The following is a 19,623-nucleotide window of genomic DNA, read 5'->3' on the forward strand; positions in this document are numbered from 1 at the left end:
TCGAGGAGGATTCGAGATGACTGGTCCGCTGGTCCCCCCGTTCACTCGCGAAACAGCGATCGAAAAGGTCCGGACGGCGGAGGATACCTGGAACACCAGGGACCCTGAAACGGTGTCCCTTGCCTACACTCCGGACTGCCACTGGCGCAATCGAGCGGAGTTCGTCAACGGTCGGGACGAAATTGTCGCCTTCCTCGCCCGCAAATGGTCGAGGGAGTTGGATTATCGCCTGATCAAGGAATTGTGGTCCTTCGACGGAAACAGGATCGCGGTGCGGTTCGCCTACGAGTGCCACGACGATTCGGGCAACTGGTACCGGTCCTACGGCAACGAGAACTGGGAGTTCGACGACCAGGGCATCATGCGGGCCCGGTACGCGAGCATCAACGACCTGCCCATCACGGAGTCGGAACGCAAGTACCACTGGGCGCTCGGGCGTCGCCCGGACGACCACGCGGGTCTCAGCGAACTCGGGCTTTGAACGCCCCGAAGATACCGGGCCTGGAAGCAGCCGCGTGCGCGTGGCCCTGGCTCGGCCGACGCTACCGACCGGCAGAAACCGTGCTGCAACGGCGAATCGCCCCGTTCTCCCGGCGGATTACTTCCTCTTGGCGGCTTCGTCGGTCGAGGTGGCGAGCAGGTGTCGGGTGGCGACGGTGTGCGGATGGTGGCGTCCGAGCGCCCGCTCGCTGGCCTCCAGCAGGTCGCGGAGCATTGCCACGGCGTCCTGGGGATGGCCCGCGAGACTCGTCCACTTGGCCAGTTCGTACCAGGTCGCCAGTGTTCGCTGATGGCTCGGCCCTTGAACTCGCCGCCGGATCGGAAGAAGGTCCCGAAGCAGCTCAGCGGCCAGTCTGGCGTCTCCGGCAGCGCCGGTCCACCGGGCGAGCTCATGACGCGTGGTCAGAGTGTGCGGATGCTCCGCACCGAGAACGTCTGCACGGACCGGCAGGAGGTCTCGCAACATGTCGCGGGCATCGGCGGGACGACCGCTTTCTCCTGTCCAGCGCGCCAGTTCGTGCTGGGTCCGCAAGGTGCCGGGGTCGCGTGAACCGGCCAGTCGCCGACGCACCGGGAGCAGGTCGCGGAGCATCGTCAACGCCGATGCCGGATCACCGGCCTGACCTGTCAGGACAGCCGCCCCATTCCGGGTGACCAAGGTGTCCGGGTGTTCGGGGCCGAGGGCGCGCTCTTGGACGGCGAGCACGTCTCGGCGCAGTCGAGCGCCTTGGGCGGGGTCACCGGCCTCGCCGATGAAGTACGCGAGGCTGTCCTTGGTGTAGAGGGTGTCGGGATGTTCTTCGCCGCTGATCCGTTCCCGAACCGCGAGCAGCTCGCGCAGGACGGCGACCGCTTTCGTGGGGTTACCGCTGTCGCCGATCCACAAACCCAGCTCGTCTCGCACGGCGAGGGTTTCCTCGTGTTCCGGGCCCAATAAGTGTTCGCAACGGGAAACGAGTTCCGCGAAGATCGCGGCGGCGCGCTGGTGGTCTCCGTTCTTGCCGATGCGGTGCGCTTCGTCTCGCTGGCGTCGGAGGTCGTCGTGGACCGGGGGCGTGTCGCTGGAGTCAGCCGACATGTGTCCGCACCCATCGCAGCAGACCGGGGATGGCGTCTTCGATCAGGTCGAACATCGTGGTGAAGTCGCTCGGTTCGCCGTAGTAGGGATCGGGAACGTCCAACTCGTCTCCCGCAGGCGCGTCGAACGATCGAAGCAACCGAATTCGGTTCCGGTTGTCGACGAGCTCGCTCAACGCCTGGACGTGACTGCTGTCCATGGCGACCAGCAGGTCGGCGCCCAGGTCGGTGTCGTCGATCTGCTTGGCGGTGTGTTCGGTCGGGTATCCGCGATCGAGGAGGAGTCGCAGCGCTCGGTCGTCGACGGGTTTTCCCGCGTGGTAGTCGATGAGACCGGCACTGCTGACTCGGACCGCACCGTCGAGTCCAGCGCGTTCCAGGTGCTTTTCGAAGACCAGCTGGGCGACCGGCGATCGGCAGATGTTGCCCTTGCATACGAAGCAGACATGCATGGCTGCATCCATTCTGACTCGTGGAACACTTTTCGGGCAGGCTGACCGCGATCGCCCCATCGCCCGGCGACGCGGAGGTGGTCAGCTCCGCAACTTCTCCAGGAGCTGGTGGCTGGCCTGGACGTGCGGGTGGTCCGATCCCAAGGCCTGCTCCCGGATCGGGACGAGCTCGCGGAGCGCCTCCACGGCCTGCGCGATGTCGCCGCCAGCGGCGGTCCAGTACGCGAGTTCGTGCCAGGTCGTCAAAGTTCGCTGGTGGGTGGGGCCTTGGACGTCTCGGCGGATCGGGAGCAGTTCGGCCAGCATGGCTGCCGCGCGGTCGGGGGCGCCTGCCTCGCCGGTCCAGCGGGCGAGTTCGTGCCGGGTGGTGAGGGTGTGCGGGTGTTGCTCGCCGAGCACCTGCGCACGCCGCTGGAGCACGTCGCGCAGGATTTCGACCGCCTGCTGCGGGTCACCGGATTCGCCCAGGCGCCGCCCGAGCTCGTGGCGGGTTCTGAGGGTGTAGGGATTGTTCGGCCCCAGCACGCGTTCGCGGATCAGGAGGAGCTCGCGGAACAATTCCGCGGATCGGCTGGCGTCACCGGCTTCGCCGAGCCAGTACGCGACGGCGTTGCGGGTGATGAGCGTGTCGTGGTCGTCAGGCCCGAGAACTCGTTCGCGAATGGGCAGCAGCTGCTGCATGCCGGTTATGGCATCGTCGATCCCGCCTGCTTCTCCGGTGAAGTACCACAGGCTGTGGCAGGTGAACAGGGTGTCCGGATGCTCCGGCCCCTGGATCCCCTCCCGCACCCGCAGCAGATCGCGGAGCAGGTCGACGGCGCGGGCCGGTTCGCCGCCATCGCCGATCCAGATCGCGAGCTTGTCCAAGAGGTCGAGGGTTTCCAGGTGTTCTCGGCCGAACTCGTTCTCGAAGATCGGGTGCAAGTCGGTGAGGAGCGCAACGGCCCGGCGGGGGTCGCCAGCACCTCCGATGGCGTGGGCTTCGTCGCGGCGTGCGCGAAGCTCGTCGGGATCGGTCACCGTGGTCATGGAGCCCCTTCGCCGGTGCTTGCTCGTGCGTGCTCAGCTGGTCGTTCGTGCGGCGGACGGACGGTCATCCGGAGGCCTGCGAGTCTTGCGGCTGTGGTGGCGGGGCAGGCTCGGGATCTCTGAGCCAGCCCCGCGACGCCGCGCGGATCCCGGCCTGGAACCGGCTTTGCGCTCCGAGGCGGTCCATGATCTGAGCCATCATCCGCCGAACGGTGCGCAACGACAGGTTGAGCCTGCGGCCCGCGACTTCATCGGTATGGCCCTGGGCCAGTATTCTGATCAGTTGAATTTCCTGCGGTGTGAGCCCGTTTTCGTCGACCGGATCCGGGGCGCCGAACGGGGTGGCTGTCGCCCAGATCTGTTCGAACAGGGAGTACGCCGCGGCGACCAGCCCAGGGGCTTGGACTTCGACGGCCCCTTGTGCGGTGTCCGAGGGATCGACCGGGAGCAGCGCGATCCGCTGGTCGATGATCACCATCGTCATCGGAAGGGTCGGAACGCTGCGGGTCTGCCCGCCGAGTTCGGTCAACCAGCGCACGTAGGCCAGCGTGGCGAGGTCGTTGCGGAAGCTGTCCTGGTAGACGCTCCGGATGGTCACACCGCGTTCCAGGGCGGTCTGATTGGCGGGTTTGGCCGCCTGATGCGTATCCGGGCGTTGGGCGGCACCCGGCGTGAACGAGACGCACTCGTACTCGGCGGTGTGCGCCAATTCGTCCAAGCGAGCGCGCACTTCGTCCAGCCCGGTCAGGTGGGTGACCCGGTCCTTCTCGTGCGTCGTGTGGTACTCGGCGGTCATCGCCGCGATGGCGGCTCGGGCCGTCTCGATCTGCCGCTGCCGTTGGGTGATCTCGGTTTCCGCTCGCTGGAGCAAGGCGGCTAGCCCGACCTGCGGACTCACCGGCCGCAACGCGCCGACCTGGTCCCACGACGGACGCAGCAGCGACAGATCGGCGAGTTCGTCGAGGCTTTCCCGGACCAGTTCTTCGGAGACCTGCAAGTGCTCGACGACCTGTGCGATTCCCCAGTCCGCGTGGGCGAGCATCACCCGGTACACCGTCTCGGTCCTGCTCGACAGCCCAAGCGACTCCAGCACGTTGATCATTGTAGTGCTGGCCGACCAGTTGACGTCGATCCCGGAATCGGTGCTTGGCACCAAAGTGCCAAGCACTCTCGTGCCACCTCAGTAGTCGTGATCTCACCCACCGTTACTGCGACGATTCGAACCGATGAGATCGCAACAGCGCCAGGAAGGTGAGCACATGCAGTACATCCGCAGCAAGACCGACGGGTTCGAGTGGGGCTGACGTGCGCATGGCCGGAGTGGCGCTGCACCCGCCTCGCAATGGCGGGTTGGGCGTCACGGAGAAGGTCCTGATGGACTTGTTGTGGCTGCACGCACTTCCCGTCGACGAGCTGGAACACATCCGAGCACGAACGAGCGCGGACCGAGCGGAAGTCGTGTTCTTCCTGAACTCCCCGAACCAGCGAGACGCACAGCAGTCCGCTCTGGAGATCTGCCGACGGGCGATCGCCGCTTCAGGTGCCCTCACGGGGTGGACCTCGGAGGCGATCCGCCGTCCCACACCACAGCGGCATCCAACACGGAACGGAGAACAACCTTGACGAAGGATCTCAGGGAATTGGTCGGTGGAGTCTGGAAAGACGTCCTCGACCTCGACGTGGTTAACGACGATGACGACTTCTTCGAGCTCGGCGGCGACAGCATGCAGGCCGTCGACGTCGTCTACCGACTCCGCGACGCCGGGGTCGACCTGAAGGTCGGGGACTTCTTCGCCCATCCGACGCTGCACGAGTTGTCAACCGCGATATCCGTCGCTGCTTCCGCGGCGTAGCGGGAAGCAATACGACGGAAGGAAACGAAAAGATGCTTGATCCCCGGTACAAGACGCTCCACGAGCAGTTCAGCAACAACGCCCGGGTCTGGGCCGACCGACCCGCCCTGGTCGACGAGGAGGAGGTGCTCTCCTACCGCGACGTCGACGATCTCAGCCAGTCGCTCGCCGAGGCGCTGCGAAGCGTGGTCCGTCCCGGCGAACGTCTCGTCGCCATGCGGATGTCGCGGACGCGGTTCGCCCCGGTGGGGATCATCGGCATCCTCCGCGCGGACTGCGGCTACCTACCGATCGATCCCGACTACCCGGAGCCCCGGCAAGAACTCCTGCTCGAAGACGCCGATGCCCGGCTGCTCGTCACGGACGCGGTTCGGCCCGGGGAGAGGGAAATCGGCTCCGTCGGTCCTTTCACGATCGTGGACCTGGGGCGGGACGGGATCCCGGACGTGATCGACGACCTGGCCTACGTGATCTACACGTCCGGCTCGACCGGTCGCCCCAAAGGCTGCCTGGTCAGCCATTCCAATGTGCTCTCGCTGTTCCGGGGGTGCACCGAACTGTTCGAGTTCGGCCCCGACGACGTTTGGACGATCTCGCACTCCTTCAGCTTCGACTACAGCGTCTGGGAAATGTGGGGCGCACTCCTCACCGGTGGAAGCGCCGTTGTCCTGCCCAAGCGGGTAACGATGGACCCGGACGAACTCATCACGCTGCTGGCCCGGGAGAACGTCACGGTGCTGAGCCAGACACCGGCGAACTTCGGCATCCTCGTCCGTGCGCTCAGCGGAAATCGCCACCCGCTCGGCAGCCTGCGCTACGTCACGCTCGGCGGCGAAGCGCTCCGGCCGGACGACGTCCTCGCCTGGCGAAGCCTGGACTGCGCCCCGTCGGCCGAACTCGTCAACATGTACGGGATCACCGAGACCACGGTCATCGTCACGGCCTGCCGACTCGACGAGCAGGTCTGCCGATCCGCCGCATCCGGACGCACACCAATCGGAAAGCCGCTCGCGCACCTTCGGGTTTCGCTGCGCGACGAGCAGGGGATGCCGGTGGCCGACGGACAGCCTGGCGAGATGTGGGTCGCGGGCAGCGGCGTGACCCGTGGCTACCTCGGCCGCGCGGACCTCACCGCTGAGCGGTTCGTCTCCGACGACCTCGACGGCGTCGACCAGTCGTACTACCGAAGCGGTGACTGGGCCGTCCGCGACGAAGACGGCAACCTGCACTTCATCGGCCGCCAGGACGCGCAGGTCAAACTGCGTGGATTCCGCGTGGAGCTCGGCGAGATCGAGGCCGTCATCGCCGCGCTGTCCGGGGTTCGCGCCGTTGCGTGCGACGTGGAGCGAAGCACCGCCGGTCACGGCGTCCTCGTCGCCCACGTGGTGCTCGAACCCGACAGGACGATGACGCAGCGCGAAATCCGCCACCACGCCGCGACCCAGTTACCCGCGCACATGCGGCCGAACCGGATCCACACGTGCACCCGGATTCCATTGACCGACAACGGAAAGCTCGACCGAAGCGCACTTCGGAGCAGTCGATGAGCAGCCCGCGGAGGACGCTTGCCGTCGTCTACGACAAAGGGGCGGCGGGGCCGCGCGAGATCTGCTCAAGTCTCACCGATCTGGCCGATCTCGTCTTCCTGACCGTCGACACCGCGCACGCCAGGTCGATGAGCCCACTGCTCGCCGAGTTCGGCGCGGTGCTGTCCGTCGAAGGCGATGCGCAGCGGACCGCGCAGCTGCTGGGTGCGCACTGCCCGGACGGAATCGTCACCTTCAGCGAGACAGCGCTTCCGCTGACCAGCGAGGTGGCGCACGCCCTGGGGCTGCCGTTCCACTCGCCCAGCACCGTGCGGCTGCTCACCGACAAGCATGCCCAGCGCAGCCGACTTCGAGACCTGCTGGTGGACCCGACCCGATCCGTTCTGCTCGACGACGCGAGTCGTTGGCGGGAAGCTCTCGATCGGGTCGGGCTTCCGGCCGTCGTCAAACCGCTGCGGGGTGCGGCGAGCCGCAACACGCTCAGGATCGACTCGGCGGCCGACGCGTACCAGCTGCTGGCGAACGTGTTGGCGGCCGAGCGGAACTCAGGTGCTCTTCAGCCGGTTCTCGTGGTCGAGGAGTTCCTGGCGGGCAGTGACACGGGGGCTTCCGGTGACTACGTGTCCGTGGAGAGCGTGGTTTGCGGCGGCACGGTTGAGCACGCCGCGATCACCGGAAAACTCCCGCTGATTCCCCCTTTTCGCGAGACCGGGCAGTACTGGCCGTCCGGTCTGCCGAGCGCTCAGCAGAAAGCGGTGCTCGACCTGGCCAGCGCCGCCATTCGCGCCCTGGGCATCGATGGCGGTATCACGCACACCGAGATCAAGCTCACCGATCGAGGTCCGCGGATCATCGAAGTCAACGGCCGACTCGGTGGCTGGATCAGCGAGCTCTCCAACCGAACCGGCCACCCGGACCTCATCAGGGCCGCAGGCCGAATCGCCTTGGGGGAGCAGGTGCACTGCACGCTGTTCGACAGCGACCAGACCTTCTTCCAGCACTACAACCTGGCCCCGCTCGCAGGCGGGCGGCTCGAATCGGTGGTGGGAGTCCGGGACGTCCGCAGGATTCCCGGTGTGACCGCGTACCGCCAGCTGGTTCGGCCCGGGACAGCACTCCAGCCCGGCATCACCACCTGTCAGCTCGACGCCGTGATCGGCCGGGCTGATGAACGCGACGACATGCACGCCATGATCGAGACGGCTCTTCGCGCCATCCAGTTCCAGTTCTCGTCGCCCAGCGGTGACCTGATGCGCGTGAACGGTCTCGCATTGCGCGACGAGGTGAACCGACGCGCGCGGCACGAACTGCACCTCAAGGGTTCGACAACGTTGGTTTGACGGGTACTGCCTGGCACATCGGCCGGTTCTCCGCACAGCGGGGGACCGGTCTTTGCGCACGGCGGCGCGCCTTGGAAGCCCCAGCTCGCAAGCCGGTAATCTCCTTTCACAGCAACAAGAGGCGGCCCGTTGCTCAACGGCAACGGGCCGCCTCAGGCGTTCAGCGCTATCCGGCGTGAGCCGTGGCCAGAACTCGGTCATCTGCGCTGGCCACCGCATCGGGTTGGTGATGTGCCTGTGCCCAACGCGCGGCCGGTGCCACGAGCGCACCCGCGACGACGAACATGCCGCCGAGGATCAGCCAGCCGACGACGCCGTGGGAGATCGCGAGCGACACGACGAGAATCGGGCCCAGCGTGTCCCGGAGCGCGTCGCCCAGCGAGAAGCCGCCCTGATAGCTCCCGTGGGCGCCGCCTTTGGTCAGCCCGAACGACAGTCCCCAGCACCCGGCGGACTGCAGCAGCTCGCCGAGGGTGAGGGCGACGGTCCCGGCGGCCAGCAGGCAGGCGGCGAGTAGGGCCGAGACATGGGCGGCTGGTGCGAAAAGCAGACAAGCCCCGCCCGTCGCTATGGCGGACGTCCCCAACGCTCGCGCGGCACCGCGCACCGTGTCGGAGCCGCGGCTGGCCCGCACCTGGAACAAGACCGCCATCGCCGTGTTGAGGAGGAACAGCCACGAGAGCACCACTCGGGGCACCTCGGTGTGCTCGCTCAGCCACAGCGGCAGGCCGATCAGCAGCACGCTGTGATGGATGGAGAGGATCCCGTTGAGCAGCCCGACGCTGAGGTACGGCAGATCCCGCAGGACCGGCAGCGTTCTCGCCGTGGCGGACCCGACCCGCGGTATCGGGGGAACGCGGGGCAGCAGGCCGACGATCACGGCGTAGAGGGCGAATGAGGCGGCGTTGCCGAGCATCAGGGCCACGTAGAGACCAGCGCTGTCGGACACCAGCGCCGCACCGGTCAGCAGTGCGCCCACCGAGACACCGGCGTTGAAGACGCTGCGCATGTAAGCCTGGGCGCGGACGCGGGAACTGCCGGGAAGCAATCCGGCCACCATCGCGGAGCGGGCGGTCCAAGTCCCGCGTTCGGCAGCGCAGAAGAGCGCCACCACCACGAGGAAGCCCGAGAAGGACTGGACCAGCGCGAACCCGGCCATCAGGATCGCCTGGACCCCGGCAAGCGCCATCGCGACGTCCCGCGCACCCAACCGGTCGGCCAGGTGCCCGAGCGGGATCGGGGCCAGGAACCCGGCTATTCCGGCCAGCGCCATCCCCAAGCCGACCTCTACTGCGCTCAAGCCCACGACATGGGTGAAGAAGAGCATCCCGGCCGTGGTGTAGAGGCCCGTGCCGATCGAGTCGGCCAGGGTCGCGACAGCGAGAACCCGTTCGGTACGAGTCTGCGGAAGAAGTTTGGAAACAACCATGTCAGCTTCCGTCGTCGAGTCGGCTGAACAGCCTGGTGAAGGCGGGATCCCGCATCGCCGCGGGACTGTCGAGCGCGGGAACGACCCGCGTGATCACGTTCGATCCGACGCGATCCCACGGCACTTCGCCGGGGCCACGGGCGTCGGCAGATCGAAATACGTGGATCGGTCCGTCGTAGGTCGTGGCGGCATAGTGCTCCTGCGCGTATGCGCTCGCCGCCCAAACCAATTGGTGCCGGTAGAAGTGTTCCCGTTCGGCGTGCTCGTCGATCCAATGCTGTCGCTTGAGCGAGCTCAACACGCGCGGCAGGTGGAGATCGAGATCGTCGGCGTTGAAGTCGCGGCGCAGGCTGGCGAGGCGGAGGTCGTAGATGTCCCGCAACGCCCACCGCGGGTTGAAAACCTGCACTCCGGGGCAAACTCCGTTGACCACGGCGAGGAGTTCGACCGCTTCTCCGGCGGCGGCGAGGCGCTGCGCCATCTCGAACGCGATCTGGGCGCCCGAGCACAGGCCGACCAGAGCGTACGGCCCGCGTGGCGCAGCGGCGCGCATCTCTCGCACGTACCGGTCCGCCATCTCGGCCACCGAGACCAGTGGACGGGCTGCGTCGTGCAGCCCCACGGCCTCGAAGCCGAACACCGGGCGGCCAGCGCTCCATTCGCCGCTCGTGCGGCGAACGAACCGAATGTTCCCGGACCCCCAGTGCACGCAGAAGATCGGAGTTCCAGATCCGGTCGAAATGGGGACGAGACTACGTGTTCGCGTGGTGTCGCTGCTCGTATTCCACAGCGTCTCGAAATCGTCGACCAATGAGTGGTCCAAGACGGTTGCGCTCATTGATGCTCCTCTCATCCGAGCGGTTGTCGGGTTGACGTCAGTGCGATTTCCGTGCGGTGAAGGCCCGAAGGCGAAGTCAAGACGGGAATTACCTGGTCGGCATCCCCTGGATCCAGCCCCAGTTCTCTTTCCGCGGATGTGGTTCATGAGACTGCCGATCAGGCCCGCCGGTGTCACGACGTCGCGCCTGGCAGCTTCGCGCCTGGTCACAAGATGCCAACGCCATCTGAGGCCAAACCGGCGAAACATTCGGTCGTGCTCATCTGATCGCCCAGGACAGCCCGGACGCACCGGCGCGGCCCGCAGCGGGTCGGGTGATCAGTGGGCCATCAGGGTCAATGCGGTGTGGGCATGCCGCGAACGGCGGTCGCTGGATGGCCGACGGCGCTAGGATGCGGAAGGGTCCGAACCCTGCTGCGGAGTCATTGATAACAATGGGCGTGCACCGGATTCCCAACCAGCGGCTGCGCTCCCTTTTGCGCGAAGCCGGATGGACAGGTGAAGCACTGGCGAAAGCTGTTAATGCGGCGGGTTTCGAAACACGTCTGGACCTCCGGTACCAGCGTTCCGCGGTGGCGCACTGGCTGTCCGGGGTGCGGCCGCGACCACCCGTTCCGGAGTTGGTGGCGGAAGCGCTCTCGCGTCGGCTGGGCCGCCCGGTCAGCGTGGCCGAAACCGGCCTGGAGACCGAACGCGGGTCAGCGGACGACCGGCAGGCAGCCGCGCGCTGGTGGGCCGACGATCCGGTCGCCCGGCTCGTCGAACTCGTTGCTGTGGCTGAGGGAAATCATTCGGCCGCAGCCGGATGCGTGTACCACCTGGAGTCGCTGCGGGTGCCCGACTGGCACCAGGCGATCACCGGCCGCGCGGATCCGGGACCGCATTCCGGGCGTTGCGATCGGATCGGGCGCTCGGAGGTGTCGGCCGCGGAACTGATGCTGCCGTTGTTCTCCGACGCCGATTCCACGTTCGGCGGCGGTTGCGGACGTGCGGCGCTGTCGGCGTACCTCGGCCGGGTCGTCGGGCCGTGGCTGGGCGCCGACGCCGCGCCGTCCGTGCGGCGCGACCTGCTCGTGGTCGCCGCCCGGCTGGCGTATCTCTGCGGTTTCATGAATTTCGACGACCAGTTGCAGGGCATCGCCCAACGCTATTACCTGGCCAGTCTGCGCCTGGCCGCCGAAGCGGGCGACGAAACCTCGTACTCGTTGGCGCTGCGGGCGCTGAGCGTGCAGGCGCGGTGCCTCGGTCATTACCAGCAGGCCGTCGACCTGGCCGAGGCCGCTGTCCGCGCGGGATCGCGGACGGCGTCGCAGCGGACGTGTGCTTTTCTGTTCGGGCAACTGGCCGTCGCGCATGCCGCGACCGGGAACCGGCGGCAGGCCACCGCGAATCTCGCCGCCACCGAACGCCACCTGGACCGCGTGGCCGCGGACCCACCGCCGGTGGGTACCTATCACGACGCGTCCTTCGCGCATCAGCGGGCAGCGGTCGCGGCGTGCCTGGGTGATCGGGCGGGCGCGACCAGGGCGCTGCCCGCGGCCGTCCGGCACCGCCCGGCGCGTGAGCGTCGGTCCCGGGCGATCATGTTGGCGCGCCTGGCCGAACTCCAAGCCGCTGACGGGCAACTCGAACTCGCCTGCCGCACCTGGACCCAGTTCCTCGCCGACTATCCGCACATCCAGTCGGCCCGCGCGGATTCGGCGCTGATCAACCTCCGCGCGCTGGTTCGCCCCCATCAGCACAATCCAGCGGTGCAGCGGCTGGGCCGGGTTATCGCGGGACTCGCACCGGAGAATCATTAAGAATTCGGCGTTCGCCGGACGTTGGCCGCAACGCGATCGGCCGCGTGTGGTGCCCGAGATGACCGCCCGTGCGCCTGGAACTGCGCCACGCCGTGGTTCAACAGCACCGGATTTGAAACACATCGACGTCCGGCGACGCTGTCGCCGCCAACGGGTTCTGGTCACTAATTGTTCCCATGGAACAGATATCGCCGACCGCCGCCGAAACCCGATCGGCGTCGGAGTTGCTCGACTGGGGCAGACGAACGACGGAACCCGCCCTCCGCGACGCGGTGTCCGAGCTGTCGGCGTTCATCGAGCAGATGGTCGGCTACCACCTCGGTTGGTGGGACCAGAACGGCCGCCCAGGTGACGCCGTTCAGGGCAAGGCGCTGCGGCCGACGTTGGTCCTGCTGTCCGCCACCGCCATGGGTGGCGAGGTGTCCGACGCGACGCCCGCCGCGGCAGCCGTGGAGCTGGTGCACAACTTCTCCCTGCTGCACGACGACGTCATCGACGGCGACCTGATCCGCCACCACCGGCCGACCGCGTGGGCTGTTTTCGGCACGGACCGGGCGATCGTCGCGGGCGACGCGATGCTCGCGCTGGCCGTGCGGACCGTGCTGCGCGGACCGTCGGCAGCCTCGGCCGCCAAGCGGCTCAGCAGCTGCGTGGTGAGCCTGTGCGACGGACAGGCCAAGGACGTCGCCTTCGAGCGGCGACCCGATGTTTCCCTGGGCGAATGCCTGGCCATGGCGGCGGACAAGACGGCCGCGCTGCTGGCCTGTTCGTGTGGTCTGGGCGCGTTGTCCGCCGGGGCGAGACCGGCGCAGGTCGATGCGATGCGGGCTTTCGGCCACGAACTCGGCATGGCGTTCCAACTCGTCGACGACCTGCTGGGCATCTGGGGCGATCCAGCGGTCACCGGCAAACCGGCCGGTGCGGACCTGGCGCGTCGCAAGAAGTCGCTGCCCGTGGTGGCGGCACTGACGTCGGACACGGCGGCCGGGCGCGAACTGTCGAGCGTCTACGACGGCGACGGCCCGCTGAACACCGACCAGATCGCCAGGGCCGCCGACCTGGTCGAAGCGGCCGGTGGTCGTGCCTGGGCAGCCCGGCAGGCCGCCGATCGACTCGCCGACGCGGCCGCGTACCTCCACGCGGCCGAGTGCGCCCCAGCGGCGCACGCAGACCTGTTGACGCTGGCCCGGCTGATCACCCGACGCGACCGCTGACCGACGAGAAGGAGCCGATCGTGCCTCAGGGCATCGATTTCCAGCTGCCGTTTTCCGCCCGCACCAGTCCCGATGCCGACGCAGCCCGCATCCGCGCCCTGCACTGGGCCAGGGATCGCCATCTGGTGACCGATGCGACGTCCGAACGCCGGTTCCTGGGTTGGGACATCGCCGGTCTGATGGCGCTCTGGGTGCCGTTGGCCACCGGCCCGGAACTGGATCTCGCCGTGAACACGCTCAACGTTTGGACGATGCTCGACGACCAGTTCGACGGGCAGTTGGCGGATCGTCCCGAGGAGGTCGTGCGATCGTGCGCGGAGTTCCTCGCCATCGCACGGGCTGGCGCTGCCACCCCCAGCGCGGTATCCGCCGGGGCGGGTCCGCTGCCGCGTGCGTTCGCCGAGGTCTGGTCGCGGATGTGCGACGGCCGGACTCCCTATTGGACTGATCGCGCGGTCGAGCACTTCCGGTGGTGCCTCGATGCGTACGTCGAGGAAACCAACAACCGCGCCCGAAAGCGGATCCCCACCTACGACGAGTACTTCGAAATGCGGCGCCGCTCCGGTTACGTCTACATCATGATGGACCTGACGGAAGCCGTCTACGGATTCGAAACGAGCCGCCGGATCTACGAGCTGCCGATCATGCGGCGCATGGTGGACATCACCACCGACGTCGTCTCCATCGGCAACGACGTGCATTCGGTGGAGAAGGAGGAATCCCGCGGCGACGTGCACAACATGGTTCTCGTCATCGAGCACGAAAACCACTGCACGCGCGACAAGAGCGTCGCCGAGATCACCGCGAGGATCAATTCCTGGGGCCGGCCCACGAATTCCACGATCTCGAAAACGGGCTGGGCGCGGTCTGCGCGGCGAACCAGTTCACCGACGCTGAAACAGCCACCGCGCACCGGTTCGCCGAATGCCTGCGGCTCGCGATGACCGGTTACCTGGACTGGAGCGACCGAACACAGCGATATGCACGCCTGGTTCCCCAGCACGAGCCCGCTTATCTCGAACTGCTGTGAACATTAGCCCGACACCGAGCAGCTGCCCGACGCTCGTGGGCCTGCGGGATCAGGTGTCCCGCACCGGGTTGGTCGTGGTTTCCCGGATTCGGATTTCGGGTCCGAGCAACCGGGCCAATGCGCTGGCCAGCGTGGCGTCGCGCCGGTTGGTAACGCCCACGGTCTTGACCAGTCTGTTCGAGCTGGCGAAACGAACCTGCAGCGTGGTGCGCCGGTCTGCGACCGCATCACCCGAGTGCAGCACGTTGATCTCGATCACCGAGCCGATTTCCACGGTGCGGGCGGAGGTCGAACTCGTCAGGTGGATCTGAGACCGGGTGAACTCGATGCGTTCCACCATGTCTCGTTTGATGCTGCGACCGATCACCGCGCCGAGGACGAACGCTGCCGCCCAGGCGGCGGCACCCCACCACCACGCCAACCCCAAACCCAGGCAGAGCACCAGCGCCGCCAGGCTGCCGACCACGATCCCGCTGACGCAGCCGCAGCCGCGCGCCAGTGGCATACCGGTTGGTATCAAGCCAGGTTCCTGCGTCCAGGTCAGCGATTCGGCCATTCAGTTGACCAGGGCCCTCGGAAGGATCTGCATGCGAACAAGGTAGCGGCGCCCCCTCGGGAGGGGTCCCCGACGGCCTCCGACACGTGCGTTACCCGTTCTCGGCCACACCGCTTCTGCAACGATCCCGTCTTCAGATTCGGCCATCACATGGAAAGATCTTGTCATGCGGGTACTGCTGGTCGAAGACGACGAACCCATCGCGGAATCCCTAACACGGGGTCTTGGCAGATACGGCTTCGACGTCGAATGGGTGCGCACCGGCGCCGGGGCGCTGGAGGCGGGGCCGACCGACCTGGTGCTCGTCGACCTCGGCCTGCCCGACATGGACGGGCTGGACGTCTGCCTCGAACTGCGCGCTCGCAGCGATGTGCCGATCATCGTGATCAGCGCCCGGGCGGACGAGACGGATCGGGTGGTGGGCCTGGAGATCGGTGCGGACGACTACGTGTCCAAGCCGTTCGGCGTCCGGGAGGTCATCGCCAGGATGCGCGCCGTGCTGCGCCGGGTTCGGCCCGCGGCGGTGCAGTCGGAGGCGAAGCTGTCCAGCAGGGTGGTGATCGACCGGCCGGGGCGGCGGGTGCACGTCGACGGTGCCGAAATCTCCTTGACCCCCAAGGAGTACGACCTGCTGGCGTTCCTCGCCGAGGCGCCGGAGGCGGTGTTCACCAGGGAGCAGATCATGGAGGCGGTGTGGGACGCCAACTGGTTCGGCCCCACCAAGACGCTGGACGTGCACGTCAGCGCGTTGCGGCAGAAACTCGGTGACGCTGTTTCCGTGGAGACCGTGCGCGGCGTCGGATTTCGGTTGGTGCTGACGTGATCCGCCAGCTCGTCGCGAGTTATGTGCTGCTGGTCGCGGTGGCCGTCGTCGCCTTCACCGTCCCGGTGGCGTTCCTGCTCACCGAGCAGCTCTACGGCGAGGCGGAGAACTCCGCGCGCCGCGAAGCGGCGACGGCCGCGTTGCTGCTGGCCACCGACGACGCACCGTCCCGGCAGGCGTTGGCCCGGCTCATCGACGCCTACCAGCGGCAGACGCCCGGCCGGGTGGACGTGCTGTCGGCCGACCGCACGGCCGTGGGTTCGCTGCCGGTACCGGTCGAGGTCGACGATGCGGCGTTCACCGCCGCACTCGCCGGTCGGGAATCAGCGCGGTGGGAGTACGCACCGGCCCTGCGGGCCGACGGGCTCGTGCTGGCGATACCGGCCAGGACACCGGAGGGCACGATCGTCGGCGCTGTTCGGGTCAGCCACCCGTCGGCGCCGCTGGACGAGGGGCTGTGGCTGATCTGGGGTTTCCGGCTGGTCCTGGCCATCGCGGTGCTGGTCGTGGCGGCGGTGCTCGGCGTGCTCTTGGCGCGGCGGCTCACCCGCCCGCTCCGGGACCTCAACCGGATGGCCAGCAGGCTGCGCGACGGAGACCTCACCGCGCGGGCGGCGGAAACCGGGCCGCCTGAGACGCGAACGCTCGCCAGCACGCTGAACACCGCGACGGGAACCATCGACACCCTGGTCGGATCGCAGCGCGCCTTCATCGGAGACGCCTCCCACCAGCTCCGCACCCCGCTCACCGCCCTCCGGCTGTCGTTGGACAACATCGCGGACGGGGTGGACGACCCGGAGGTGCGCGAGGACGTCGAGCACGCCACCGCCGAGGTCGTGCGGATGAGCAGGCTGGTGAACGGGTTGCTCACCTTGGCGAGGGCCGAATCGACGGTGTCCACTCTCGAATCCGTGCGGATCGTCGACGTCGTGGCGTACCGGTTCGGCACCTGGCGCGCGGCCGCCGAGGAACGCGGTGTCACGCTCCAGCACCACTTCGCCGACCCGGAACTGTGCGCGCTGTCCAGTCCGGGGCACCTGGAGCAGGTGCTCGACAACGTGTTGTCCAACGCGCTGGAGGTTTCCCCGGACCACGCCACGATCACGGTGCTGAGCCGACGGGAATCCGCGCAGGCGGTCATCGAGGTGATCGACCGAGGACCGGGAATGCCCGCCGCCGACCGGCAGCGGGCATTCGATCGCTTCTGGCGCGGCCCCGGCCTGACCGGTCGCTCCGGCTCGGGCATGGGGCTGGCGATCGTCAAGCAGCTGGTTTCCGACGACGGCGGCAGCGTGCGGCTCGACGCGGCCAACACGGGCGGGCTGTGCGTCCGGATCGCGCTCCGCGCCTCGTAGCACCAGACCTACTCCGGCATGGCCGACGAGTGATGGCTGACGATCAGCCACTTACCGTTGATCCGCTCGTACGCGAAGGTGTAGCGGGCGTCGATCGCACTCGGCGTGCCGTTGGTGTTGAGGGCGAACCGGTAGGTTCCCGAGTCGATCGCCGCGTTCGGGCCGAGCACCTCCACGTGCGACTGCAGGATCTGGCCCTGCGGCTTGCCTTCCAGGAAGTGCTGGAAGTAGTCGACGATCTCCGCGCGGTTGGTGCGCACCTGGTTTGACATGGTGGGCAGCAGCACCGCCTCGGGGGCGTACTGGTCGGCGACCCGCTGCGGGTCCAGCGTGACCAGCGCTTGGTTCCAGTCGGCGAACAGGGCCGCGATCTCCTGCTGACTCGGCGGGGCGGCGGTGGCGGCGGCCATCGACTGCGGCTCCGGCGAGTCCCCTGCGGAGGCGCTGCCGCATCCGGCGACCGCCATGGTCGCCGCCAGCGCCAAGGCGGCAATGCCTCCGGAACGCATACGTCCGTTGTTACTCATTGTCATCTCCCGCGCTTGATCGGGTGGCGATCTCCACTTTCGTGTGACGCGGGGAAGCAGCAGGGCAGCAAAAGAACAACACCCGGCAAGGGTTCTTCCAAGATCTCTTTAAAGTTGGCCGATGGCACTGGAACCTCGGTACTCGACGCCACCGTGGTCAATCTCGCCCGGCAGGCCGTCGATCAGGAGGCAGCGCGCGGCAACAGCGCCTGTCCCGTGCCCGCGTTCCTACCCTGATCGGCTTGCACTGGAAGGCACGGTTTCTGGCTCAGCGTGAGAGCGAACTCCGCCAGGGGAGCACGAGGACCTCTCGCCACGACCGTCGAGGGGCGCGCGAAGGCACGTCGACGAGGCCGGAGATCGGTGACCAAGCTCGGATGTGGTTCCGCGGAGTGACAAGCGCCCCGCCTGGCATCTGCCGGGCAGGGCGCGGTGTTCCGGCGATCAGCGGTCGAGCGGTTTCGCGATCGACGAGTTCAGCGACGACATGATCAACATCGGCAAGCGTCTGGAAGACATCAACCCGAAGATGACCAGACAAGGCGAGCGAGAGCAACGTGACCACCTCACTCCCCCCACGCCCCCACCCGCAAACCGGCGACCCTCGCCCCCCGAAGGCGCCTCGGATCACCGTGTGGACGAAACTGCCGCGCAGATCATCGAAACTGGCGCGGTACCCGAAAGCGCCCGAAGGCCCAGGGCCGGTGCTGGAGTGGTACCAGTCGACGATCGACTCGGCGATCACGTCCGGTCTGATCGTTTCGGCGATCATGTTCGGCCTGATGTGCCTCCGCGACTGGGGCATCGGCTGGATGGGCACGTGGTCGCTCTGGATCTTCGTCCTTGCCCCACTGATTCTCTGGCCACTGTGGATTCTCGCCGTCCACTCGTCCGGGATCTCAGCAGGCGCCGACTGGCTCGCCATCAAAAAGGGCTACATCCGGGCGTGGTCGTCATCAAGTCCTCTCTTCATTGACTTGGTGGCGCGCAGCCTACCGAACACGACCGTTGACCTTGCGGGATTCGCCGTTTTTGAAGATCGACCGGACCGGTACGGCGGAGCCCGGTAGCCAATCCGGTCGGAACCCCGGGCGGGAAAAGCCGCCCACATCTTTTCCCTTCGCAGGAATCGAAGCAGGGCACCCGCCGCGTTCGTTTCGCATTCATCCGCCAACGCAAAGGAGGCATAGCGTTGTCAGAGCGCGTCTGTGAACTTGTCAGCCCGACGTGGTCCGTGCAGGCTCGGCCGAGGGCGCCCCTTGCCGCGATGAGTTCCGGCCGGGTCGCGAGTCTGTTCTGGTGACCGTCGTACGCCGCTGCCCAGCACGAGACACCACGGAGGACACCATGACGACCACGCCGAACGACCCGACCACCGCGCTGCCCGGCCGCCCGCCCGTCGTTGACCTGGCCACCTGGCAGGCCGCCCGTGACGAGCTCCTGGTCCGCGAGAAGGCACACACCCGCGAGGGCGACGCCCTCGCCGCGGCCCGCCGACGGCTGCCGATGGTGGAGCTCGACGGGACGGTCGAGGTCACCGGACCCGACGGCCCGGTCCCGTTCCTGGACCTGTTCCAGGGTCGCGACGAGCTCGTGGTCTACAAGCACATGTGGTACGACGGCGCGCCGCACCAGGGGCAGTGCGAGGGCTGCACCACGACGGCCTGGCACCTGAAGGACGCCGTCTACCTCAACGCCCGCGGCGTCTCGTTCGCCATCCTGACCACGGGCCGTTGGGACGAGGTGGCCTCCTACGTCGAGTTCATGGGCTACACCCAGCCCTGGTACTCGGTGCGCGACGTTGAGGCGCCGGTCGGCGGCAGCATGGGTTACATCACCTGCTTCCTGCGCGACGGCGACCGCGTGTTCCTCACCTACTCCACGACGGGCCGTGGCAACGAGCGGGTCAACGGGTCGCTCGGCCTGCTCGACATGACGCCCTACGGCCGGGGCGAGGCGTGGGAGGACAACCCTGAGGGCTGGCCCATGATCGGCGATGTTCGCGAGGGGCACCCGTCCGAGGGCCGCCAGGCCTGCTGGTACTGGCGTTCGGACGCGGACGGGAACGCTACCTGGGGCCCGACCAGCCGCCCCGTTCCGCAGTGGACCCGCCCCGGCGCGACCCCCGTGGAGACCCTCGGTCGGCACGGCCACCACCACTGACGCGCCTTCGCCGACGGCGTCGGCAAGAGGTGTTGGGTGCCGGGCGGAACCTCCGGACGATGCGAACGGCTCCCGCGCGCTCGATCG

At 67.6% G+C, this 19,623-nt stretch carries 19 protein-coding genes; 11 read left to right on the top strand and 8 right to left on the bottom strand.

Annotated features, from left to right (window positions below; all coding sequences use genetic code 11):
• Positions 1 to 16: 16 nt before the first annotated feature.
• A complete protein-coding gene (locus ACTWQN_RS00565) occupies positions 17 to 481 on the top strand; it encodes a nuclear transport factor 2 family protein (RefSeq protein WP_443201269.1) in 465 nt (154 codons plus the stop codon).
• A 117-nt stretch (positions 482 to 598) separates the two neighbouring features.
• Here the strand turns inward: ACTWQN_RS00565 and ACTWQN_RS00570 are convergent, their stop codons facing one another.
• The 4 genes from ACTWQN_RS00570 to ACTWQN_RS00585 form a co-directional block, all read right to left on the bottom strand.
• Positions 599 to 1,579 carry a tetratricopeptide repeat protein gene (locus ACTWQN_RS00570; protein ID WP_443201270.1) on the bottom strand — a complete coding sequence of 327 codons (981 nt, stop codon included), beginning with the start codon at positions 1,577 to 1,579 and terminating at the stop codon, positions 599 to 601.
• Positions 1,569 to 2,030, bottom strand: coding sequence for a low molecular weight protein-tyrosine-phosphatase (locus tag ACTWQN_RS00575; protein ID WP_443201271.1), 462 nt, complete (start codon positions 2,028 to 2,030; stop codon positions 1,569 to 1,571). Before ACTWQN_RS00575 ends, ACTWQN_RS00570 begins: the two co-directional genes overlap by 11 nt.
• A gap of 81 nt (positions 2,031 to 2,111) precedes the next feature.
• The gene (locus tag ACTWQN_RS00580) at positions 2,112 to 3,059 is read right to left on the bottom strand and encodes a tetratricopeptide repeat protein (protein WP_443201272.1); all 948 of its coding nucleotides are present in this window, start codon (positions 3,057 to 3,059) and stop codon (positions 2,112 to 2,114) included.
• A 64-nt stretch (positions 3,060 to 3,123) separates the two neighbouring features.
• Entirely contained in the window at positions 3,124 to 4,227 is a 1,104-nt protein-coding gene (locus ACTWQN_RS00585) for a helix-turn-helix transcriptional regulator (RefSeq protein ID WP_443201273.1), read from the bottom strand.
• A 451-nt stretch (positions 4,228 to 4,678) separates the two neighbouring features.
• On the opposite strand from ACTWQN_RS00585, the gene ACTWQN_RS00590 reads away from it, so the two are divergent.
• From ACTWQN_RS00590 to ACTWQN_RS00600, 3 genes are read left to right on the top strand one after another with little or no spacing between them, the layout of a single operon-like run.
• Positions 4,679 to 4,912: a phosphopantetheine-binding protein gene (locus ACTWQN_RS00590; protein WP_443201274.1), complete on the top strand. Its 234-nt coding sequence runs from the start codon at positions 4,679 to 4,681 to the stop codon at positions 4,910 to 4,912.
• 32 nt (positions 4,913 to 4,944) lie between these two features.
• Positions 4,945 to 6,459 (top strand): amino acid adenylation domain-containing protein, encoded by a 1,515-nt coding sequence (locus ACTWQN_RS00595; protein WP_443201275.1) that lies wholly within the window; start codon positions 4,945 to 4,947, stop codon positions 6,457 to 6,459.
• Positions 6,456 to 7,799, top strand: coding sequence for an ATP-grasp domain-containing protein (locus ACTWQN_RS00600; RefSeq protein WP_443201276.1), 1,344 nt, complete (start codon positions 6,456 to 6,458; stop codon positions 7,797 to 7,799). The genes ACTWQN_RS00595 and ACTWQN_RS00600 overlap by 4 nt, the downstream gene beginning before the upstream one ends.
• Positions 7,800 to 7,965: 166 nt before the next feature.
• Here the strand turns inward: ACTWQN_RS00600 and ACTWQN_RS00605 are convergent, their stop codons facing one another.
• Together ACTWQN_RS00605 and ACTWQN_RS00610 are read right to left on the bottom strand one after the other, a co-directional pair.
• Positions 7,966 to 9,228 carry an MFS transporter gene (locus tag ACTWQN_RS00605; RefSeq protein ID WP_443201277.1) on the bottom strand — a complete coding sequence of 421 codons (1,263 nt, stop codon included), beginning with the start codon at positions 9,226 to 9,228 and terminating at the stop codon, positions 7,966 to 7,968.
• 1 nt (position 9,229) lies between these two features.
• Positions 9,230 to 10,066, bottom strand: coding sequence for a thioesterase domain-containing protein (locus tag ACTWQN_RS00610; protein ID WP_443201278.1), 837 nt, complete (start codon positions 10,064 to 10,066; stop codon positions 9,230 to 9,232).
• 434 nt (positions 10,067 to 10,500) lie between these two features.
• Between ACTWQN_RS00610 and ACTWQN_RS00615 the strand changes: the two genes are divergently transcribed.
• The 3 genes from ACTWQN_RS00615 to ACTWQN_RS00625 all read left to right on the top strand — a co-directional run bounded on the left by ACTWQN_RS00615 (position 10,501) and on the right by ACTWQN_RS00625 (position 14,026).
• Positions 10,501 to 11,868, top strand: coding sequence for an NsdA family TPR-like regulatory protein (locus ACTWQN_RS00615; protein WP_504230359.1), 1,368 nt, complete (start codon positions 10,501 to 10,503; stop codon positions 11,866 to 11,868).
• Positions 11,869 to 12,044: 176 nt separating this feature from the next.
• Positions 12,045 to 13,082: a polyprenyl synthetase family protein gene (locus tag ACTWQN_RS00620; protein WP_443201280.1), complete on the top strand. Its 1,038-nt coding sequence runs from the start codon at positions 12,045 to 12,047 to the stop codon at positions 13,080 to 13,082.
• 20 nt (positions 13,083 to 13,102) lie between these two features.
• A complete protein-coding gene (locus ACTWQN_RS00625) occupies positions 13,103 to 14,026 on the top strand; it encodes a terpene synthase family protein (RefSeq protein ID WP_443201281.1) in 924 nt (307 codons plus the stop codon).
• A gap of 135 nt (positions 14,027 to 14,161) precedes the next feature.
• Here the strand turns inward: ACTWQN_RS00625 and ACTWQN_RS00630 are convergent, their stop codons facing one another.
• Positions 14,162 to 14,617 (bottom strand): hypothetical protein, encoded by a 456-nt coding sequence (locus ACTWQN_RS00630; protein ID WP_443201282.1) that lies wholly within the window; start codon positions 14,615 to 14,617, stop codon positions 14,162 to 14,164.
• Positions 14,618 to 14,834: 217 nt separating this feature from the next.
• Between ACTWQN_RS00630 and ACTWQN_RS00635 the strand changes: the two genes are divergently transcribed.
• Positions 14,835 to 15,491 carry a response regulator transcription factor gene (locus ACTWQN_RS00635; RefSeq protein WP_443201283.1) on the top strand — a complete coding sequence of 219 codons (657 nt, stop codon included), beginning with the start codon at positions 14,835 to 14,837 and terminating at the stop codon, positions 15,489 to 15,491.
• Positions 15,488 to 16,846, top strand: coding sequence for a HAMP domain-containing sensor histidine kinase (locus tag ACTWQN_RS00640; protein ID WP_443201284.1), 1,359 nt, complete (start codon positions 15,488 to 15,490; stop codon positions 16,844 to 16,846). Before ACTWQN_RS00635 ends, ACTWQN_RS00640 begins: the two co-directional genes overlap by 4 nt.
• Positions 16,847 to 16,854: 8 nt before the next feature.
• Here ACTWQN_RS00640 and ACTWQN_RS00645 read toward each other — a convergent pair whose 3' ends face one another.
• Positions 16,855 to 17,355 (bottom strand): SgcJ/EcaC family oxidoreductase, encoded by a 501-nt coding sequence (locus ACTWQN_RS00645; RefSeq protein WP_443201285.1) that lies wholly within the window; start codon positions 17,353 to 17,355, stop codon positions 16,855 to 16,857.
• A 722-nt stretch (positions 17,356 to 18,077) separates the two neighbouring features.
• On the opposite strand from ACTWQN_RS00645, the gene ACTWQN_RS00650 reads away from it, so the two are divergent.
• Entirely contained in the window at positions 18,078 to 18,443 is a 366-nt protein-coding gene (locus ACTWQN_RS00650) for a hypothetical protein (protein ID WP_443201286.1), read from the top strand.
• 277 nt (positions 18,444 to 18,720) lie between these two features.
• Positions 18,721 to 19,536 carry a DUF899 domain-containing protein gene (locus ACTWQN_RS00655; RefSeq protein ID WP_443201287.1) on the top strand — a complete coding sequence of 272 codons (816 nt, stop codon included), beginning with the start codon at positions 18,721 to 18,723 and terminating at the stop codon, positions 19,534 to 19,536.
• Positions 19,537 to 19,623 lie beyond the last annotated feature (87 nt).

Source organism: Saccharopolyspora antiqui (assembly GCF_052246905.1).
Classification (GTDB): Bacteria; Actinomycetota; Actinomycetes; order Mycobacteriales; family Pseudonocardiaceae; genus Saccharopolyspora.

Excerpts from the sequence above, each read along its gene's own strand:
- ACTWQN_RS00630 (WP_443201282.1), bottom strand. The coding sequence starts at position 14,617 with ATGCCACTGGCGCGCGGCTGCGGCTGCGTCAGCGGGATCGTGGTCGGC.
- ACTWQN_RS00655 (WP_443201287.1), top strand. The coding sequence starts at position 18,721 with ATGACGACCACGCCGAACGACCCGACCACCGCGCTGCCCGGCCGCCCG.
- ACTWQN_RS00600 (WP_443201276.1), top strand. The coding sequence starts at position 6,456 with ATGAGCAGCCCGCGGAGGACGCTTGCCGTCGTCTACGACAAAGGGGCG.
- ACTWQN_RS00610 (WP_443201278.1), bottom strand. The coding sequence starts at position 10,066 with ATGAGCGCAACCGTCTTGGACCACTCATTGGTCGACGATTTCGAGACG.
- ACTWQN_RS00565 (WP_443201269.1), top strand. The coding sequence starts at position 17 with ATGACTGGTCCGCTGGTCCCCCCGTTCACTCGCGAAACAGCGATCGAA.
- ACTWQN_RS00575 (WP_443201271.1), bottom strand. The coding sequence starts at position 2,030 with ATGCATGTCTGCTTCGTATGCAAGGGCAACATCTGCCGATCGCCGGTC.
- ACTWQN_RS00620 (WP_443201280.1), top strand. The coding sequence starts at position 12,045 with ATGGAACAGATATCGCCGACCGCCGCCGAAACCCGATCGGCGTCGGAG.
- ACTWQN_RS00570 (WP_443201270.1), bottom strand. The coding sequence starts at position 1,579 with ATGTCGGCTGACTCCAGCGACACGCCCCCGGTCCACGACGACCTCCGA.
- ACTWQN_RS00615 (WP_504230359.1), top strand. The coding sequence starts at position 10,501 with ATGGGCGTGCACCGGATTCCCAACCAGCGGCTGCGCTCCCTTTTGCGC.
- ACTWQN_RS00580 (WP_443201272.1), bottom strand. The coding sequence starts at position 3,059 with ATGACCACGGTGACCGATCCCGACGAGCTTCGCGCACGCCGCGACGAA.
- ACTWQN_RS00595 (WP_443201275.1), top strand. The coding sequence starts at position 4,945 with ATGCTTGATCCCCGGTACAAGACGCTCCACGAGCAGTTCAGCAACAAC.
- ACTWQN_RS00635 (WP_443201283.1), top strand. The coding sequence starts at position 14,835 with ATGCGGGTACTGCTGGTCGAAGACGACGAACCCATCGCGGAATCCCTA.
- ACTWQN_RS00605 (WP_443201277.1), bottom strand. The coding sequence starts at position 9,228 with ATGGTTGTTTCCAAACTTCTTCCGCAGACTCGTACCGAACGGGTTCTC.
- ACTWQN_RS00645 (WP_443201285.1), bottom strand. The coding sequence starts at position 17,355 with ATGCGTTCCGGAGGCATTGCCGCCTTGGCGCTGGCGGCGACCATGGCG.